19 protein-coding genes and 1 pseudogene are annotated in these 16,550 nt (G+C 63.9%); 16 read left to right on the top strand and 4 right to left on the bottom strand.

Annotated elements, in window-relative coordinates; all coding sequences use genetic code 11:
- Positions 1 to 156: 156 nt before the first annotated feature.
- The 4 genes and pseudogenes from HWN72_RS09870 to HWN72_RS09885 form a co-directional block, all read right to left on the bottom strand.
- Positions 157 to 1,021, bottom strand: a pseudogene (locus tag HWN72_RS09870) (transposase); the annotation flags it as partial.
- Between the two features lie 58 nt (positions 1,022 to 1,079).
- A complete protein-coding gene (locus HWN72_RS09875; protein WP_013832782.1) occupies positions 1,080 to 1,574 on the bottom strand; it encodes a hypothetical protein in 495 nt (164 codons plus the stop codon).
- A 37-nt stretch (positions 1,575 to 1,611) separates the two neighbouring features.
- The gene (locus HWN72_RS09880) at positions 1,612 to 1,968 is read right to left on the bottom strand and encodes an AlpA family transcriptional regulator (protein ID WP_309141563.1); all 357 of its coding nucleotides are present in this window, start codon (positions 1,966 to 1,968) and stop codon (positions 1,612 to 1,614) included.
- A complete protein-coding gene (locus tag HWN72_RS09885; RefSeq protein ID WP_211150186.1) occupies positions 1,925 to 2,386 on the bottom strand; it encodes a transcriptional regulator in 462 nt (153 codons plus the stop codon). Before HWN72_RS09885 ends, HWN72_RS09880 begins: the two co-directional genes overlap by 44 nt.
- A gap of 348 nt (positions 2,387 to 2,734) precedes the next feature.
- Between HWN72_RS09885 and HWN72_RS09890 the strand changes: the two genes are divergently transcribed.
- From HWN72_RS09890 to HWN72_RS09965, 16 genes are read left to right on the top strand one after another with little or no spacing between them, the layout of a single operon-like run.
- The gene (locus HWN72_RS09890) at positions 2,735 to 3,079 is read left to right on the top strand and encodes a TrbC/VirB2 family protein (protein ID WP_109807671.1); all 345 of its coding nucleotides are present in this window, start codon (positions 2,735 to 2,737) and stop codon (positions 3,077 to 3,079) included.
- Between the two features lie 26 nt (positions 3,080 to 3,105).
- A complete protein-coding gene (gene traL / locus HWN72_RS09895) occupies positions 3,106 to 3,393 on the top strand; it encodes a type IV conjugative transfer system protein TraL (RefSeq protein WP_007013892.1) in 288 nt (95 codons plus the stop codon).
- Positions 3,394 to 3,405: 12 nt separating this feature from the next.
- Positions 3,406 to 3,978 carry a type IV conjugative transfer system protein TraE gene (locus tag HWN72_RS09900; protein ID WP_211150187.1) on the top strand — a complete coding sequence of 191 codons (573 nt, stop codon included), beginning with the start codon at positions 3,406 to 3,408 and terminating at the stop codon, positions 3,976 to 3,978.
- Positions 3,978 to 4,736, top strand: a complete 759-nt coding sequence (locus tag HWN72_RS09905; RefSeq protein WP_211150188.1) for a type-F conjugative transfer system secretin TraK — start codon at positions 3,978 to 3,980, stop codon at positions 4,734 to 4,736. The genes HWN72_RS09900 and HWN72_RS09905 overlap by 1 nt, the downstream gene beginning before the upstream one ends.
- Positions 4,729 to 6,063: a TrbI/VirB10 family protein gene (locus HWN72_RS09910; RefSeq protein WP_211150189.1), complete on the top strand. Its 1,335-nt coding sequence runs from the start codon at positions 4,729 to 4,731 to the stop codon at positions 6,061 to 6,063. The genes HWN72_RS09905 and HWN72_RS09910 overlap by 8 nt, the downstream gene beginning before the upstream one ends.
- Positions 6,060 to 6,950: a DsbC family protein gene (locus HWN72_RS09915; RefSeq protein ID WP_211150190.1), complete on the top strand. Its 891-nt coding sequence runs from the start codon at positions 6,060 to 6,062 to the stop codon at positions 6,948 to 6,950. Before HWN72_RS09910 ends, HWN72_RS09915 begins: the two co-directional genes overlap by 4 nt.
- A gap of 5 nt (positions 6,951 to 6,955) precedes the next feature.
- Entirely contained in the window at positions 6,956 to 7,699 is a 744-nt protein-coding gene (locus HWN72_RS09920) for a conjugal transfer protein TraV (RefSeq protein WP_211150191.1), read from the top strand.
- Positions 7,699 to 10,245, top strand: coding sequence for a type IV secretion system protein TraC (gene traC, locus HWN72_RS09925; RefSeq protein WP_211150192.1), 2,547 nt, complete (start codon positions 7,699 to 7,701; stop codon positions 10,243 to 10,245). The genes HWN72_RS09920 and traC overlap by 1 nt, the downstream gene beginning before the upstream one ends.
- A 32-nt stretch (positions 10,246 to 10,277) precedes the next feature.
- On the top strand, positions 10,278 to 10,673 hold the full coding sequence (locus HWN72_RS09930) for a hypothetical protein (RefSeq protein ID WP_211150193.1): 396 nt from the start codon (positions 10,278 to 10,280) through the stop codon (positions 10,671 to 10,673).
- Positions 10,670 to 11,077: a type-F conjugative transfer system protein TrbI gene (locus HWN72_RS09935; protein WP_062902905.1), complete on the top strand. Its 408-nt coding sequence runs from the start codon at positions 10,670 to 10,672 to the stop codon at positions 11,075 to 11,077. The genes HWN72_RS09930 and HWN72_RS09935 overlap by 4 nt, the downstream gene beginning before the upstream one ends.
- Entirely contained in the window at positions 11,064 to 11,588 is a 525-nt protein-coding gene (locus tag HWN72_RS09940; RefSeq protein WP_062902906.1) for a S26 family signal peptidase, read from the top strand. The genes HWN72_RS09935 and HWN72_RS09940 overlap by 14 nt, the downstream gene beginning before the upstream one ends.
- The gene (gene traW, locus HWN72_RS09945; RefSeq protein ID WP_211150194.1) at positions 11,585 to 12,229 is read left to right on the top strand and encodes a type-F conjugative transfer system protein TraW; all 645 of its coding nucleotides are present in this window, start codon (positions 11,585 to 11,587) and stop codon (positions 12,227 to 12,229) included. Before HWN72_RS09940 ends, traW begins: the two co-directional genes overlap by 4 nt.
- Positions 12,226 to 13,254, top strand: coding sequence for a conjugal transfer pilus assembly protein TraU (gene traU / locus HWN72_RS09950; protein ID WP_211150195.1), 1,029 nt, complete (start codon positions 12,226 to 12,228; stop codon positions 13,252 to 13,254). The genes traW and traU overlap by 4 nt, the downstream gene beginning before the upstream one ends.
- Positions 13,251 to 14,015, top strand: coding sequence for a type-F conjugative transfer system pilin assembly protein TrbC (gene trbC, locus HWN72_RS09955; protein WP_211150196.1), 765 nt, complete (start codon positions 13,251 to 13,253; stop codon positions 14,013 to 14,015). Before traU ends, trbC begins: the two co-directional genes overlap by 4 nt.
- A complete protein-coding gene (locus HWN72_RS09960; protein ID WP_211150197.1) occupies positions 14,012 to 15,733 on the top strand; it encodes a conjugal transfer protein TraN in 1,722 nt (573 codons plus the stop codon). Before trbC ends, HWN72_RS09960 begins: the two co-directional genes overlap by 4 nt.
- Complete coding sequence (locus HWN72_RS09965; RefSeq protein WP_211150198.1) at positions 15,714 to 16,550, top strand: conjugal transfer protein TraF; 837 nt, start codon at positions 15,714 to 15,716, stop codon at positions 16,548 to 16,550. Before HWN72_RS09960 ends, HWN72_RS09965 begins: the two co-directional genes overlap by 20 nt.

Genomic DNA, 16,550 nt, shown 5'->3' on the forward strand with positions numbered 1-16,550 from the left:
ACGACCGATGCGGCCGCTGGATCCTGTGTTTGCTATGGCCGAGAGCGCATTCCTTGACGATGGAAGCCATCTGGATCAGAACGACATCAGCGCTGATCATGATCGGCGCAACGAGACCTGCTGGCCGTTTTCCGCCGCTGCTTCCCGACCTAGGACGTTGTCGCTGACGATCACCCCCGGCTTGCCGCACTGTGCGATCAGCTCTGTCAACTGGCGCACGACACGGCCGCCTGAGATCGATATGTCCGACACCGCCGCAAGGCACTCCCGGGTCACGTCATCGACCAAGTTGAGTTCGGAACCGCCTTCCTGGCGCCATCCGATCGTGCACGGATCGGAGCGAAGCGGAGAGGGGCGGGCAGCGTCCAACTCAAGGCTCCAGCGCTGGTTCGGCAGGGCCAGCACCGGAGCAGGTGCCCGTGTTCCAACAGCACGCTTGCGGCTCCGGCGTCGCCTGACCGCCAGTCCCTCCTCACGATAGAGGCGCTGGGTCTTCTTGCGGTTGATCATAACGCCCTCCCGGCGCAGCAGGATGTGCAGACGGCGATATTCGAACCGGCGACGCTGGTTGGCCAGATCGCGCAGCTTCGCGCAGATCGGCATTATCGTCCCGAGTGGAACGATAACGCACGCTTTTGCGAGCGGCATCGATGATACGGCACGCCCGCCGCTCGCTCATCACCTGACAATCCTGGAGATGAGCGAGCGGCGGGCGTCAAAACTTCTTTGCCAGGAGATCGTTGGCTGCGCCGCCGTTCGGGTCAGCGCAGCGTTGTCCAGCATCGCATCAGCCAGCACCCCTTGAGCCGGCCGTTCTCGTCCTCGAGCGAACGCAGCCGCTTCGCCTCGGACACCTTCAGCCCGCCGTACTTCGCCTTCCAGCTGTAGATCGTCCCTTCCGACACACCGTGCCGGCGGGCGAGCTCGGCGGTCTTCGCTCCCGCCACGCTTCCTTCAGCACGCCAATGATCTGCTCCTTCGGAACCGTAGGCGTGAAAGCACAAAACCTCGTTCGCTTCATCTCGTCCTTCCTTCTCTCAGGTGCGGACTCTAATCCAGCGTGGAGGAAAATCAGGGGGTTAGGTCAGGGTCAGGTCATGTTCGCGCAAGGCGTGATTGAAAGCTAAGCGACCCCGCTCGAGTTCCTGCTCCCAGTCCTCGTAACCTGATACACCCCTCTGATGCTGCCAGAAAGGATGGTAGACATAGAGATTGTCGAGAAGGAGGCGGATATCCTGAGTGAACCGCTCCCGAACCGCGTCGTAGACACGGTGGCGCCCATCGAACTTTACGAGCGTCGAGAAAAACGATTGGAACAGCCCACGCTCGCCTTCTGGCGCTGAGCTGCTGGCCGAGGCCTCTACGTCACCGGCATAGGCAGCGTTGAACCCGATCCAGAGCAGGATGAAGCGAACGTCCTGTTCTTCCTGTTCTGCTTCGGCCCGACGAAGCCACGATAGTGAGCGATGAGCCCGAAGGGTTGGTGGCGTTGAAAAGCCGTCGCGAAGCGCACGCTGCTTCTCTTTCAAGGCTTCAGGATGGAGAGGATTGCCTGCCGGGTATCGATAAACCATGCGCGCAACTTAGCGCGATGATTTCTTTCGGGATAGTTTACAGAACGTCTCGATGCGGCTTGTCCGCAATTGATCTGATCCACGCGTCGATTTCCTCCTCAACCCACACAGTGCACTTGGGCCCGAGCGAGCGGGATTTGGGAAAGCGCCCTTCGCTCATCCGCTGATAGATTGACGAACGACGCAGGCCGACCCGGTCGATGACTTCGGGCAGCCGCAAGAGCCGGGCTGGCGGGGGGCCTAGTGGCGAAGCCTGGTCAGCGCTTGCGCCGTCCTCGGTAGGCTGGGGCTGTGCATTCATGATCGTTCCTGTCGGGTCAATTCCTCGGTCCTCTCCGAGGTGAATTGGATCAGCGCGGCAGCGACATCGAAATGTCGCGGTTAGCAAAATCATCAATGTGCTTGGCAAGCATGCGGGCAACGAGCTGCGAAGTGCCGTTCGCCCACCGGGGCCGCAAATCCTCGACGCGTCGCCCAAGCGTGCGTTCGAGCTGACCTGGCAAGGCCGTGAAGAAGTCCTCGAGGAACTCCCCCATTTCGCTGCGCATCCATTCGCAGGCGAGATCCTCTTGACCTGCCAAGGCGAGAATCATGCTGGCGCGGGGAAAAGCGCCGCAGACATCGAGAACGCGCGCGGCTTCATCAAGGCCGATCGGCCGATCGCCGCGCATCACACGAAGCAATGTCTCGCGGTGGATCCCGACTTCCCGAGCGATCTGGTGCTTGGGCTTGTCAGACGACTCGATTGCATGTGCGAGGATGTGCGCGAGACTGGTGTTGGCTTCGCCTCGAAATGGCGCGGGATGGTGCATCGACAAAAACTCCAACGATGAGGAACTGAGTCGTAGCCATATCGCGCGTGATCCATGTAGGAAAATGAAAAGAACATTTGCGGAACATCTCGTTTCTAGGCGAATCATCCCCTAGGCCCGAGTCGCCGACAATCACCGCCACGCTTGTCGGGATTCGTCGACGTTGATTGCGATATAAACCGCTGTTTCTGCGTATTATCGCCGACGCTGACCAATTGATGCGTCCATATCCGTCCGCCACTTCAGCTCCAGCGGCAATCCGACTTTCCTACATCGATTTCCTAGATGCATGTGGAACACACAGCGAACGAAACAACGCTGGGTTCACCCCTCCAGATGGAGCTCCATATGCAGTCTCTCACCCTCTCCCGGCGTTCCGGCGCCATTGATCACAACCCCTCGAAGTTCGGGCGGGCCATGACCATTGCAGTACCGCTTGCGGTCGCAGCACTGGCCGCCAGCGCTGCCTACGCCGGCGCCGACACGACCTTCACCCCTGCCCTCACGAAATTCACGGATTTCCTCGAAGGCTCGGGCGGCAAGATCATCACCGTCCTCAGCCTTGCAGGCGGCCTCATCGGTCTCGCCTCGGGCCGGTTCTCGCTCGGACAGGTCGCTGTTCCTGTCGGTGTCGGCATCGGCGTCGGCACGGGTGTTCCGATCGTCACCTCGGTCGTCACCGCGGTCATCTGACGCATCGGACGGGAAGGCGCGTCGCCATGGCAGACCCATATATCATCCCGCGTCGGCTCGACGATCCGGAGCTCATCGGCTTCTGGACCATCGACGAGTTCGCCGGGATGCTCATCCCCTTCACCTGGGGGATCCTCAGCCAGCATATCTTTATCGGCATCATCGTTGCCTTCGGCGCCTGGTTCGCGCTGCGAAAGGCAAAAGCAGGACGCGCCAGCTCCTGGGTAGCCCATGCCGCCTATTGGTATCTGCCGGCCGGATTGCTGGGCCTAAAATCGACGCCGCCTTCCCACTGCCGCCTGCTCGCCGGTTGAGGGGAGATATCCATGTTTGCAGACATTTCACACGAGCGTCAGCAGTCGCTGCTGCGCCAGCGCAACCTCTTTGCGCTCACCAGCGCCGGACTTGGTATTGCGCTCGTCGTAGCGGTCAGCCTTGCTGCCACCCGCGACCGCGAAGTCGTGCTCCTTCCAACGCTCCCCAAGCAGCTGACCGTCAGCAGCGCGGGGGTCGAGGCCGACTATCTCGAACTCGTGACCCGCGATGCCGCGCTCGTTCTCCTCAATCGCAGCCCCGAGGGCCTCGATTACTGGATGAACGAAATCCTGAAGCTGGCAGATCCCGCAAGCTATGGCCGCCTCAAGGCCGAGCTCGTCCGGATCGTCGAAGAGCAACGGGGTTCGGATGTCACCCAGGCCTTCGTCATCCGGTCGATGACCGTCGACCCCAAGGGGCTGACTTCCGATGTGACGGGCACGCTCAAGACCTTTGTCGGCGCCCAGGTCATCGCGAGCGACGAACGCCGTTTCCGCTTCAACTGGACCTACCGGGGCCTGCGTCTCGCGCTGTCAGGCTTCAGCCAGTTGCCCCCCAAAGACCCAACGAAGGAGGCCCAGTGATGGCTTACCGACGCAAGACGCGCGCGTGGAGCCTGGCTCTTTGTGCCAGTACCATGCTCGCATTTTCAGGGAGCGGCGCGCAGGCCGCCGACCAGTTCAAACAGGCTGCAGACGGAGCGAGCATCGAATGCGCTGTGTCGGCCCGCGAGCTGACGCGCTTCGCGCTTATCGACGACCAGTTTGCCAGCGTGTCGAAGATCTCGACCGGCACGCCCTACAACGATTTTGCGGTCACCAACGAACCGCTGCGCGGCGACATTTATGTGTCGGTGCCCGAAACCTATGCGGCCCGCTCGATCAGCTTCTTCGCCACGACCAAGAAGGGCTTCGTCTACAAAGTTTCCTGCCAGGTCGAGCCTGTCCCGGCAGTGCAGGTCTTCATCACCAACCCGGCGATCGCGACAAACAAGGCATCTGGCTGGGAAAGAGAAACGCCGCTGGAGACGAGCGCAGTGCGGCTCATCCAGGCCATGGCCAATGACCAGACGGTCGATGGCTTCGAAGTCCGGCAATCCTCAGCCCTTCCAGCACGGGTCGGCGATCTCGAAATCCAGCTCATCGCCGATTACCGCGGCAGCGCGCTTGCCGGAAAGGTCATCCGCCTGGCGAACCGTGGCCGCAAGCCGCTGACGCTTGCCGAAGCGGATCTCGCGTCCTCCCAGACACTCGCAATCTCGATCGCCCAGCCCACTCTCAAATCGGGAGAAAGCACGGTCGCCTTCATCGTCGGTTCAAACGGAGGGTTGGGCCATGACTGATGCTCCCTCGATCTCAACCCCGGTACAGGCCGATCCGGCATCGCCGTCGCCAGTAACCAGCCTCAACGCGAAGACCGCACGGCGGCAGAAGCTTCTGCTTGGCTCCTTGGGCGCACTCGCGCTTGTCGGCGGCAGCTGGTTCATCCTGGGCGGCGACGACAACGCGAAGAGCGATGATCCCACCGCCGCGCAGACCATCGACACGGCAGGACTCATCAATCGCGACCTTTCGCAGCGTGAATTCGTCGCGACCTACGGCAATCGTCTCGATGCCGTGACCCGCGAGCAGAAGGCCATGAAGGATGCGAGCCTCCCGCGCAAGGAAATCGAATCCCAGCTTGCCGCACTCAAGGCGGAAAACCAGGCCATGCGGGTCGACGGCCAAGCTGCGATCGATGCGATCTCTGCCGAGAACGCGGATCTCAAGTCGCGCCTCGCCAGCCAGGCCGCCCCGGCAGCCGCAAGCCTGCCGCCACCGGCCTATGGCCCGCAGGCGGGTGGCTATGATGCGCGCGGTCGACCGGTTCAGCCTGCTCCTGCGGGTGCTGCGCTGGGCGCGAGCGAAACCGGCTTGCCCGGTCCCGGCGAAGTGAAACTCATGAGCTTCACCGCCGACAAAGCAGGAGCAAGCGGCCTCAGGGCGGCTCGCCCGGAAGCGCCGCCGGTGGTGGTCGAGGACTCGCCGGACTATCTGCCGCCCAATTCCTATGCTCCGGCCAAGGTCATCGTCGGCGTCGATGCGTCGGCGGGCGTTGCGAGCCAGACCGATCCGCTGCCCGTCGTGCTGCGCATTACCGGTCCGGCGCGCTCCGTCATGCAGAACGGCAAGGTTCTGACCACGCGGCTTCAGGGCTGCATCGTCAATGGCGCAGCACGCGGCGATCTCTCGTCCGAGAAGGTCTATGTGAAGCTGGCCCGGATGACCTGCGACCAGCCCGGCGGGCGCGTCGCGGTGAGCGAGGTCAAGGGTTTCATCAGCTTTGCCGGAAAATCGGGCGTGCGTGGCCGTGTCGTCAGCCGCGAGGGCAGCCTTGTCAGCCAGGCTCTGCTTGCCGGGATTGTCGGCGGGTTCGGGCGCGGCTTTTCGGCGAACGCCAACAGCGTCTTCTCGGGCGTCACAACCAATGCTGACGGCACCCGCTCGAAGCTCTCTGCCGGCGACATCCTCGGCGGTGGGCTCGGCCAGGGCGCTGCCGATGCCGCCGATACGGTCAGCAAATATCTGATCGAGCGCGCCGAACAATACCAACCCGTCGTCGAGATGCCGACCGGCATCGATGTCGAGATCGTCTTCCTCGACGGCGTCTACGTGAGGAACTCCCAATGACCCCCGCCACAAATGATCCAACCCCCACCAAGCCGCGGCGATGGCTGCGACCGGTGGCGACCGTTGCTGCCGTCGTCGCCCTGTCAGCCGCAACGGGTTGGGGCGTGGCCAGCCTCGCCTCCCCGGCTCAGGCTCCCGACACGGCAAAGGTGCGCGCCGCGCTCAAGCTGCGCCTCCCGAAGACGCCGATCGACGCCATCACCTGCGATGGCCTTGGCGGCCTGTGCGAAGTCGCCTCGAAATCGACGCTGTTCTACGTCGATCGCGCGGCCAAATATCTGGTGATCGGGCGCATCTACGACATGGAGGCGCGGCAAGACCTGACGGCAGCCCGTCTCCTCGCACTCAACCCAGACTTGCTGGCTGCTGGTGCTGCACGGCGGAGCAACGCCAACGAAGAAAGCCAGCCAGCCCCGCGCGCCACCCCGCAGAAGGTATCGCTCGCCGGCCTGCCCGCGAACGGCGCGATCACCTGGGGGCCGGTGAACGGCCCCCAGGTCGTCGTCTTCTCCGATTTCCACTGCGGCTACTGCAAGAAGCTCGAAGCCGAACTGAGGGCGATCGGCGCGCGCGTCGAGGAGCGGCCCATTTCGATCTTCGGGGCCGACAGCCGCCGCGATGCCGAACGGGTGCTGTGCTCGCCGCGCCCCGAGGTCTCCCTCCACATGGCCTATTCGGGCCTCGCCCTCGCCAATCCGAAGCCGTGTGACACGAGCGGGCTCGATGCCAACGAGGCCTTTGCCAAGGCCCATGGCTTCAACGGAACGCCGGTGATCGTACGCCCGTCCGACGGCGCGATCCTTGAAGGGTATCGCCCGGCTTCCGTGCTCCGCGAATTCCTCAAGCCCGCAAAAGCGGTCGCCCTCGCTCCGGCCAAGAAAGGATAATCGTCATGGGATTTTGCCACCGTGTTCTCGCCTCTGCCTGCCTTGCCGTGCTGACAAGCGGCTGCGCCACTTTCGGCACCAATGTCGAAGGCGATTTCACCTGCCGTGCCCCCAAGGGCGACTGCGCACCCAGCCAGGTGATCGATGCCCGCGCGACCAGGGATTTGTCCGCGACCGGACCGGTCCAGGACGGCCCGCGTCCGCCTGTTTCCGTCGCTTCCGGCGATCAGGGCCGCACTTCCGAGCGTACGCTCAGGATCGTCTTTCCGGCGCACATCGATGAAACCGGGACTCTGCACGACGATGCGGTCGCCTGGGCGGTGGTCGAAAATCCGCGCTGGGCCGCAGAACTGCGCCGCAAGGCAGGCGAGGACACCGCCCCGCCGCTGATGCGGCAGCTCAGGCGCCAGTTGAAGGCCGCACAAGCCAAGAGCGATCTCCTGGAGGAAACCACCACCCTTCCCGCGGCCGAACAGCCCGAAGCCGAGACGTTCGATCTCGGACAGCCCTTTCAGCCTTCGTCCTCGATCGAGGACATCCCCTCTGCCTCGCCGCTGGTCCTCCCCTCCACGGCGCGCGAGGCGGTTGCCGGTGCGAGCGCACCGGCGGTCGAGGGGTTCGACATGGCGCAGCCCCCGCATGATCGAACCCCTCGGCCCTCTGCCGACAAGGCCCCGCTGATCTACCCGACCATCGAGGCGATCGAGGCCGCCAAGAACGCCGCCAAGGCACAGAAGGAGCCTAAGTGATGGCCGAGAAACTCAAGACGATAGTCGACAGGCTCCTTACCGGGCTTCTGGGCGATGCCGAGCACGCCGAGCATGACCGGCCTGCCCTGATGCTCGATCTGCTCTCGGACTGGCTCCCGTACCGGGTCTACGATCCGGCGAGCCGGCTCTATTTCAACGCGCGCTCCAAAGGCTTCGTGCTTTCAGTCACTCCCCTGATCGGAGCGGACGAACGCACTGGAGAGATCCTCGGGTCGTTCTTCTCCGAAGGGCTTCCGGCAGGCGCCTGTCTCCAGGTCCTGCATCTCGCATCCCCGCGCATCAGCCGGATCGTCGCACCCTGGTTTGCGCCGCGTTATATCCAGGGCGGCGTCTACGAGGCGATTGCCCGACACCGCGCACTTCGGCTCTACGGTCTCGTCTGGGAATCGGGTTCGCAGGACGCGCCGTTTCACGCCCGGCACCATCAGGTCATCGTTTCGGTCGGCGTGCCTGCGGCCAAGGCAGTCAGCAACGAAGATCTCAAGCAGACCCGCGACGGCCTTATCGCCATGCTGAAATCGCTCAATCTGGGCGTTACCGAAGTCGAGCCCCAGCAACTGATCGCGATCATCGACGACCTGACTTCGCCGACCACCGCGCCGCAAGACGATGCCGTGCCCTATAATCCGAACGACGCGATCGCGGCCCAGGCGATCCGGCACGATATCGAGCTCGTCATCCACGAAGACCGGATGCGGCTCGTCACCGAGCGGTTTCGTGCGACGGGCAAGATCGATGACGGCGTTCCCGAGATCGGCACGGTCTACCCCGATGCCTTCGACGTGCGGCATTTTTCCTCGCGCAACATGCCCCAGCGCTGGGCGCCGTGGGAGTGCGCGCGGCTTATCGGCGACATGTTCACCGACAAGCTGCGTTTCCCCTGCCCGGCCGCGACGATGCTGTGCCTCGTCTATCCCGACCAGGAAGCCGCTTCGGCCAAGGCCGGCTTCAAGTTCATGCGTACGACGAGCCTTGCCGGAACGCGCAGCGCGCGTTTTCTGCCCCGCATCGGCGAGCAGGCGGCTGAGTGGCAGCATGTGCAATCCGAGCTGCAGGAAGGCCGCCGTTTGGTGCGGGTCTTCTATGGCCTGACGACCTACTCCCCGCTCGGCCGCGGAGACCGCGACGAACGCGCGATCAAGTCGATCTACAAGGCGGCGGGCTGGGATCTTGCCGATGAGCGATACCTGCAGATCCAGGGGCTGCTCGCGGCCATGCCGATGACGCTGGCCGATGGGCTTGGCGCGGACATGGAGCGCCTCAAGCGCTTCAAGACTGTGCTGTCGACGACAGCGGCCAATATCGCTCCCATGCAGGGCGAGTATCTCGGCAGCGCCCATCCGCACCTGCTGTTCGTGGGCCGGCGCGGCCAGCCCTTCTTCTGGTCGCCGTTCGAGAACGATGCTGGCAACCACAATGTCGCGATCTGCGGCAAGTCCGGCTCGGGCAAGTCTGTGCTGCTGCAGGAAATGTGCGCCGCGCTTCGCGGCGCTGGCGCTCAGGTCGTGGTCATCGACGACGGACGCAGCTTCGAGCATTCGGTGAAGCTGCAAGGCGGCCGGTTCGTCGAGTTCACGATGAAGGCGGGCTTCTGCCTCAATCCGTTCTCGATGATCGATGGCGAGCGCGCGGCCGAAGACGAGGATTACCGGCTCGACTGCTTCGGCATGGTCAAGGCGATCGTCGGCCAAATGGCGCGGCACAGCGCAAAGCTTAACGACACCGAGCGCGGCCTGATCGACCGGGCGGTCAACATGGTCTGGAGCGAACGGGGCGTCGATGCCTCGATCACCGGCGTCGGCGAAGCACTGGCCGGTCTCGGCAATGAAGCCGCGAGCGACCTCGCTACCGCGCTTGCCCCATACATGGCCGGCGGCACCTATGGCGCCTTCTTCGAAGGCCAGGCTAGCCTCGATCTCGACACCGACTTTACCGTCTTCGAGATGTCGGACCTCGCCGCCCGCGAGGAACTGCGCAGCGTCGTGCTCTCGGCGATCATGTTCATGACCAGCCAGGCCATGACCCGCAGCCCGCGTTCGGTGAGGAAACTGCTCTTGATCGACGAGGCATGGTCGATGCTCAAGGGCGGCTCGATGGGTGAGTTCGTCGAGACCTACGCCCGCACCTGCCGCAAATATGGCGGGGCGCTCGCGACCGCGACGCAGTCACTCAACGACTATTACAAGTCCGATGGGGCGACCGCTGCGCTGGAAAACAGCGACTGGATGCTGATCCTTCAACAGAAGCCCGAGACGATCGCCGATTTCAAGGCGTCGAAGCGCCTCGACATGGATGATCGCACCGAGACCCTGATCCGCAGCCTGAAGCGTTCGGGCAGCGACTATTCGGAAGTCTTCATCAAGGGCCCGGAGACCGAAGCCATCGGCCGGCTCGTGCTCGACGACTATTCGGCGACACTGTTCTCAAGCTCGCCCCAGACCTTTGCCGCGATCGATGCCGAAATCGCGCGCGGCCACCAGCTTGCCGACGCGATCGAACGGATCGCCTTTGCCAATCGAACCTGACTTCTCCCTCCATCCAAGGACACCCAAAACCGATGCCACTCCATCTCGTCACGCCGGTCGACCGGGCCCAGGATGCCCGTGCCGACAGCGACAGCCTCGATCTGCCGATCAAGGGCTGGCGGTCTCATGCCGCCGACCTTTGCTTCATCGTGCTTCGCGGCAGCACCTTCCTCGCCTCGAGCTACCTCATGGCGCTCGGGCTCCCGCTGCTCTTCTTCCTTCTGATTTCCGGCGGCGATGCCGGGGTCTTCTTCGCCCATCTCGCCAATATTGCGGACCGTTTCCTGGGCGCCGAGCAGGGCCGCCAGGTCGGCTTCCTCGACGAGTTCAAGTTCGTCCTCATCGGTGTCGCAACGCTCGTCGTGGTCTGGCGCCTGCCGCGCTTCATCAACGATCTCGAGCGCGAGCTTTCGGGAGAAAAGCTGTGAAGAACATATTGGCAACACATTCCCTGCGCGGTCGCATGGGTGCGGTGAACTGGACCGCCGTCGCGCTCGGTTTGAGCATGGTCGGCTCGGCGCTCTGGGGCGTCTGGGCCACCGACAAGCTGCTCGCGCTCGACAAGCGCGAAGTGGTGACCGTGCAGCTGAGCCGCATCATGGGCGACTTCATCGAAGCCGAAGCGCGCGCAGGCCGACCGCCCGAAGAAACCAAGATGCGCGTCCAGGCCTATCTCCAGGCGGTCGAAGCCTCGGTCGGACATCTGGGCCGCGAGGGCCGCACGGTCCTTGTCGCTGAAGCGGTGGTGGCCGGCAGCACGCCTGATCTCACCGAAGCGGTGCGCGCCGATGTCGCGCGCCGCGTGGGAGCCATTCCCGATGCGCGCCGCTGATCTTGTCCTCCACTCGCCCACCGGGCGGCGCCTCGCGCTGTGGGCAGGGCTTGGCGCTGCCGCGCTCGGGCTCACCTCGCTCGCCGCCTTCTCGAAGGACCATGCGCTGATGATCAACGCCAGTCCGAGCCTGCCATACTGGGCGATCTGGCTCGATCGCGGCGCGCTGCCACAGCGCGGCGAGGTCATTCTGTTCGATCCGCCCGCCTCGCCGCTGCTCGAAAGGCACTTCGGCAAGAAGCCCAAGCCGTTCGGCAAGAAGGTGAGCGGCATGCCAGGCGATATCGTGACCGAAAAGGATCGCAGCTTCTTCGTCAATGGCCGCAAGGTTGCGGTAGCCAAGCAAGCAAGCCGTTTCGGCGAGCCGCTGGCGCTCGGTCCGACTGGCGTGGTGCCTCAAGGCTGCTATTTTGTCACCACCGCACACAAGGACGGCTTCGACAGCCGCTATGCGGCAATCGGGTGGATCTGCGCCAGGCGCATTCTCGGGGTCGGGAGGCCGATCCTGTGACACCGCTGCGCGTCGCAACATTCCTCGTAGCCGGTCTTCTGATGGCTGCGCCGGCAAGCGCCCGCGACTACGGCCAGCAAGGCACGGTCTGGTCCGTGATCGAGCCTGACCTGCTCGAGCAAATCCATGCGCGTCTCACCCATCTCGAGAAGACCGGCGAGACGGCCAAGCTCAACGAGGAGCTGAAGCGGCGCACCATCGCGCGCGTCAACCGCCCTGAGCCAGTCGCGGGGATCAATGCCGCGGCGGCGGCGCGTAGCTGGCGGTTTGATCCGACGATCAGCGTGGAGCGCGACATTGCCGACGACAAGGGCCGGGTGATCGTCGCCGCCGGAACTCGGGTTAATCCGCTCGACACCGTACCGCTGCGTGTGCCGCTGGTCTTCCTCGACGGGGATGACCCCGAGCAGCTTGCCTGGGCAACCCGGCGCTATGCCAGCACCAAGGCCAAACTCATCCTCGTACGCGGCGCGCCGCTTGAACTGATGAAGGCCCGCCAGCGCCGTTTCTATTTCGACCAGGGCGGCAGCCTCGTGAAGCATTTCGGCATCCGCGCCGTGCCCGCAACCGTCGAGCAGCAGGGCCGCGTCCTTATCATTACCGAGCAGCCGGTTCGACCCAAGGAGCGCGCATCGTCATGAGCAGAAAAAATCGTCTTCTCACATGGATATGCTGCGCGCTCCTTGCCTGTAGTCTGAGCCTTGCTGCCGCTTCGCCAGCGCAGGCATCTGCCGGTCCGGGCCGCTGCACAGGCAAGTTCGTCAATCCGATCACGGACATCTGCTGGTCGTGCCTGTTTCCGATCTCGGTCGGCGGCCTGAAGATCTGGCCATCGAGCCGTCCCGACACGAGCAACCCGGCGCTCCCCGTTTGCCTGTGCGGTTTGCGGCCGGGCATCGCCATGGGCTTCTGGGAACCGGTGCGCCTTGCCGACGTCAGCATGAAGCCCTGGTGCTTCGTCAATCTCGGCGGAATGAAGCTCGATCCCGGTTTCGACATCGGGTTCAAGTCGATGGCAGGTCCCTCGGCGGTGGGCGGCGCGACGCAGTACAACTCGCAGTGGCATGTCCACTGGTATGCCTATCCGCTGATCTACTGGATGGAGATCGTTGCCGATTTCCTGTGCCTCGAACAGGGCTCGATCGACATTCTCTACATCACCGAGATCGATCCGCTCTGGCAGGACAGCGAACTCACCGCGATCATCAATCCCGAAGCGGTTCTCTTTGCCAATCCGCTCGCGCTCGCGGCCTGTGCGGCTGACTGCGTTGCTGCGACGGCCAAGCTCCCGACCGACGAACTCTTCTGGTGCGCGGGATGCCAGGGCACCATGTATCCCTTGAATGGCAATGTCTCGGCGACAATCGGGCACGTCCAGGCATCACGGCTCGCCCTCGCCCGCTTTTCCTACAAGCTGCACCGCGAACTCGTTGCCTGGGGCACGATGGGCAGCAAGGGCCTTTGCGGCAAGTATCTGATGCCGGTGATGAGGAAGCAGCAATACCGCTTCCAGGCCACCAATCCCAATCCGCAGACCAAGGGCCGCTACGCCTGCGCGCCCATTGGCGCATCCACAACCTTCATGTCGGCAGGCCAGGTCTATCCCGCCATCGGCGAGGACATGGGCTATCTGGTCTGGCGCAAACGGAACTGCTGCGCGTTATGAAAATACTCCCTCATCTCCTTGTAATCGCGTCGATCACTGGCGCCGCCGCCATGGCGGGAGCCGCAGCGCAGACGAGCGAGCCCGAGCTCGATCTCGAAGCGATACGCGCCCGCGCCAAGGTCGAGGCGAGCGAGGCCGATGCGCTGGCCGCCAGTGCCCGCGCGCGCGCCGAGGCGGTCCTTGGCCAAGCCAATGCCAGCGCCGCCGAAGCCCAGGCTCATGGCAAGCGCTACACCGAGCAGGCGGCAAGATCCGCGCGGCCAGAAAGCGAGGACGTCTTCGACTTCGACAAGATGGTGGCCGACGCGGCCACCATGGCCAGCGAGGGCTTGGGTGAAGCACCCCGCTTCATCGCCTTCGCTTCGCTCTCGATGCCGCCGGCAGCCTTGCGCGCCATGGCGGACGATGTCGCCCGTGCAGGCGGTGTGGTCGTGCTTCGCGGGCTCCCAGGGGGCAGCCCCAAGACCCTGACTGCAGCGCTCGCGAAAGTCGCAGGGGACGGCGGCAAGCTCGACGTGGTCGGCATCGATCCGCGTCTGTTTCGCGCCTTCGGGATCGAGGCGGTCCCGACCTATGTGGTGACCAGCAGCGATTTCGATCTCTGCGATGGCTTCGATTGCCGGACCCAGGTTCCACCCCACGACCGGATGAGCGGCAATGTGAGCGTGTCCTATGCGCTCGAAACCTTCGCGCAAGGCGGCGGTCCCGGCGCCCTTCTCGCATCACAGCATCTTGCCCGCCTGCAACGGAGTGACCCATGAAGTGGCTTCTCCTCTCCCTTTTCTGCCTCGCCTGCGCCTGTCTACCGGCAAGCGTCTCGGCCCAAACCACGACCGATGCCGCCAAGGCCGACGGCAAGGCGTTCGGGCGCGACCAGGCAGCCGCAGCGCAGAGCGCGGCGACAACCGACCCGGACGCAAACCGTGTTCCCAATTTCGGGGGTGTGCCGAACCAGTCGGGCTATTTCGACGACCCCGACCGAATGGCGCGTGAGGCCGCAAGCCAAGCAACGGCGAACACCGGCTACCGGACCATGCGCGATTCCATGGATCGCCGTGCGCAGTTCGCGCCCCAGGACCTCGACGCTGTTGTCGCGCGCAGCAATGTCATCAACGACGATCCGCTCTCCTACACGAGCGGCATGAGTATCAGCGGGAGCCAGGGCCGCTGCGTCCCCCTGCCTCCGGGAACCGGCACGGCAGCGCGCTACATGGCGACCTGCAACGTCGGCTATACCGCGACCCAAGAGACCAGAACCTGCCCGGTGACGCTGAATGCCACGATCGAGCAGCGGCAGGTCTATGGCTACTACTGCGTCGGCGGGAGCGGCGTCGATCCGGCATCGATCTACAATTGCAATCGCTACCCGGCGCCGCAGTGCACGGTCACGCAGTCCTATCCGATCAATCTGTGCGATCCCTATCTCGGTATCTACTGGGGCTGTAACTCGGGCGACCTGCGCGTCGATCTCGTGAGCTGCACTGCACCGGTCGATGGCGCGACGCCCTACACCGTAGCCGGCGAGAATGTCGTCACGACGAACCGCGATGAAAGCCAGTGCGCGGGTCTTGCCGCAGACAATTCATGTGAGCAGGACACCGAGACATGCACCGACAGCGATCCCGTCACCCGGATCGTCGACGGCATCGCGGTCACCCAGCCCTGCTGGGCATGGTCACGCAGCTATACCTGCGCCCAATTTACGCAAGCCCAGGATTGCCAGACGCTGGAAAGCACGCCCGGCTGCTCGCTGGTGCGCGAAGACTGCCTTTCGGGTGAGCCCTGTCGAACCTGGGAGCGGGTTTACGACTGCCCTGTCCCGGACCAGCCTGCCGATACCAGCCAGTTCATCTGCGACGGCGACGTCTATTGCATCGATGGCTCGTGCGAGACGATCGAGCGCGAGGCCAATGACGAGTTCAAGGATGCAGTCGTCGCGCTCAACGCAATGGACCAGGCACGGCGCGAGTTCGATCCCGACACGCTCACCTTGTTCAAGGGCACGCGCAATACCTGCTCGTCCAAAGTCTTTGGCGTGCTCAATTGCTGCAAGGGCAAGGGTTTCCCGCTCATTCCCGGTATCCAGCTGCTTGTCGCGCTCGGCTGCAGCCGCGAGGAAATGCTGCTTCACCAGCGCGATGCGCAGGGCCTGTGCGCCTATGTCGGGACCTATTGCTCGGACAGCTTCCTGGGCGTCTGCCTGACCAAGAAGAAGGTCTATTGCTGCTTTGAATCGAAGCTTTCGCGGATCCTGCAGGAACAGGGCCGCCAGCAACTGAACAAGCCCTGGGGCAAGCCCAAGAGCGAGCAGTGCCTTGGCTTCACCATCGACGAGTTCTCGCGGCTCGATCTTTCGAAGATGGATTTCAGCGAGGTCTACGCCGAATTCACCGACGCCGCGCGCCTGCCCGACGAGCTCCAGGCCGCCACCGAAATCCAGCAGAAAATCGAGGACTATTATGCCCGCGCCAGCCAATAAGGCCGCCCGGCGGCTGCTTTCCGCCTGCCTCTCGCTCACCGCCGTTGCGCCCGCGCTCAGTGCTCCGGCACACGGGCAGGAACCGCCGCTGGTCACGACCAGCGACAGCCAGGACAGCTTCTACTGCGAGGAGCGACGCCTTGGGTACTGGTTCTATTGCACCAGGCCCAAGCCGCCCGAAGGGCAGGAGGAGACATCCGAGCCTGCTCCGAGTGCGACGAGCCAGCTCGATGCCATCACGGCAAATCTGCGCGAACTGAAAGCCAAGGCGATCCTCGAGCCGACGCCGGCCAATGTGACGGCCTATATCCGCTTCCAGCGCGCCCAGCTCGACCGGGCATCGCTGTTCAGCGATGTCTGGCAGCGGGCGATCTGGCAGGATCCTGATCTCGACTACACGCTCCAACGGCCAGTCTCGACGCTCGGCAAGCGCCAGTGGCAGGACTCGCGCAATGCCGAGCGCAATGCGGTCATGGCGCAGCTGTCCGAACGCTACGGGCTGTTCTACTTCTTCGCCCAGAGCTGCGGCGCCTGCGAAGTCATGTCGCCGATCGTCCAGAGCGTCGCTTCGACCTGGCACATCACGGTGCGCGCGATTTCGACCGACGGCGGCCCCTCACGCCATTTCCCGAACTACACGGTCGAGACCAACCAGCGCAGCCGCATGGGGCTTGAGCCCAAGATCACGCCGGCGGTGGTGCTCTGGGATGCCGCCAAGGGCCAGCCCATCCCGATCGGCTACGGCGTGATGAGCGCCGACGAGCTTCAGGATCGCATTTATCTCCTCACATCGAAGGAAGCCGGACGTGACTACTAG

Origin of the sequence: Novosphingobium sp. HR1a, assembly GCF_015594425.1 — a bacterium.
Lineage (GTDB): Bacteria > Pseudomonadota > Alphaproteobacteria > Sphingomonadales > Sphingomonadaceae > Novosphingobium > Novosphingobium resinovorum_A.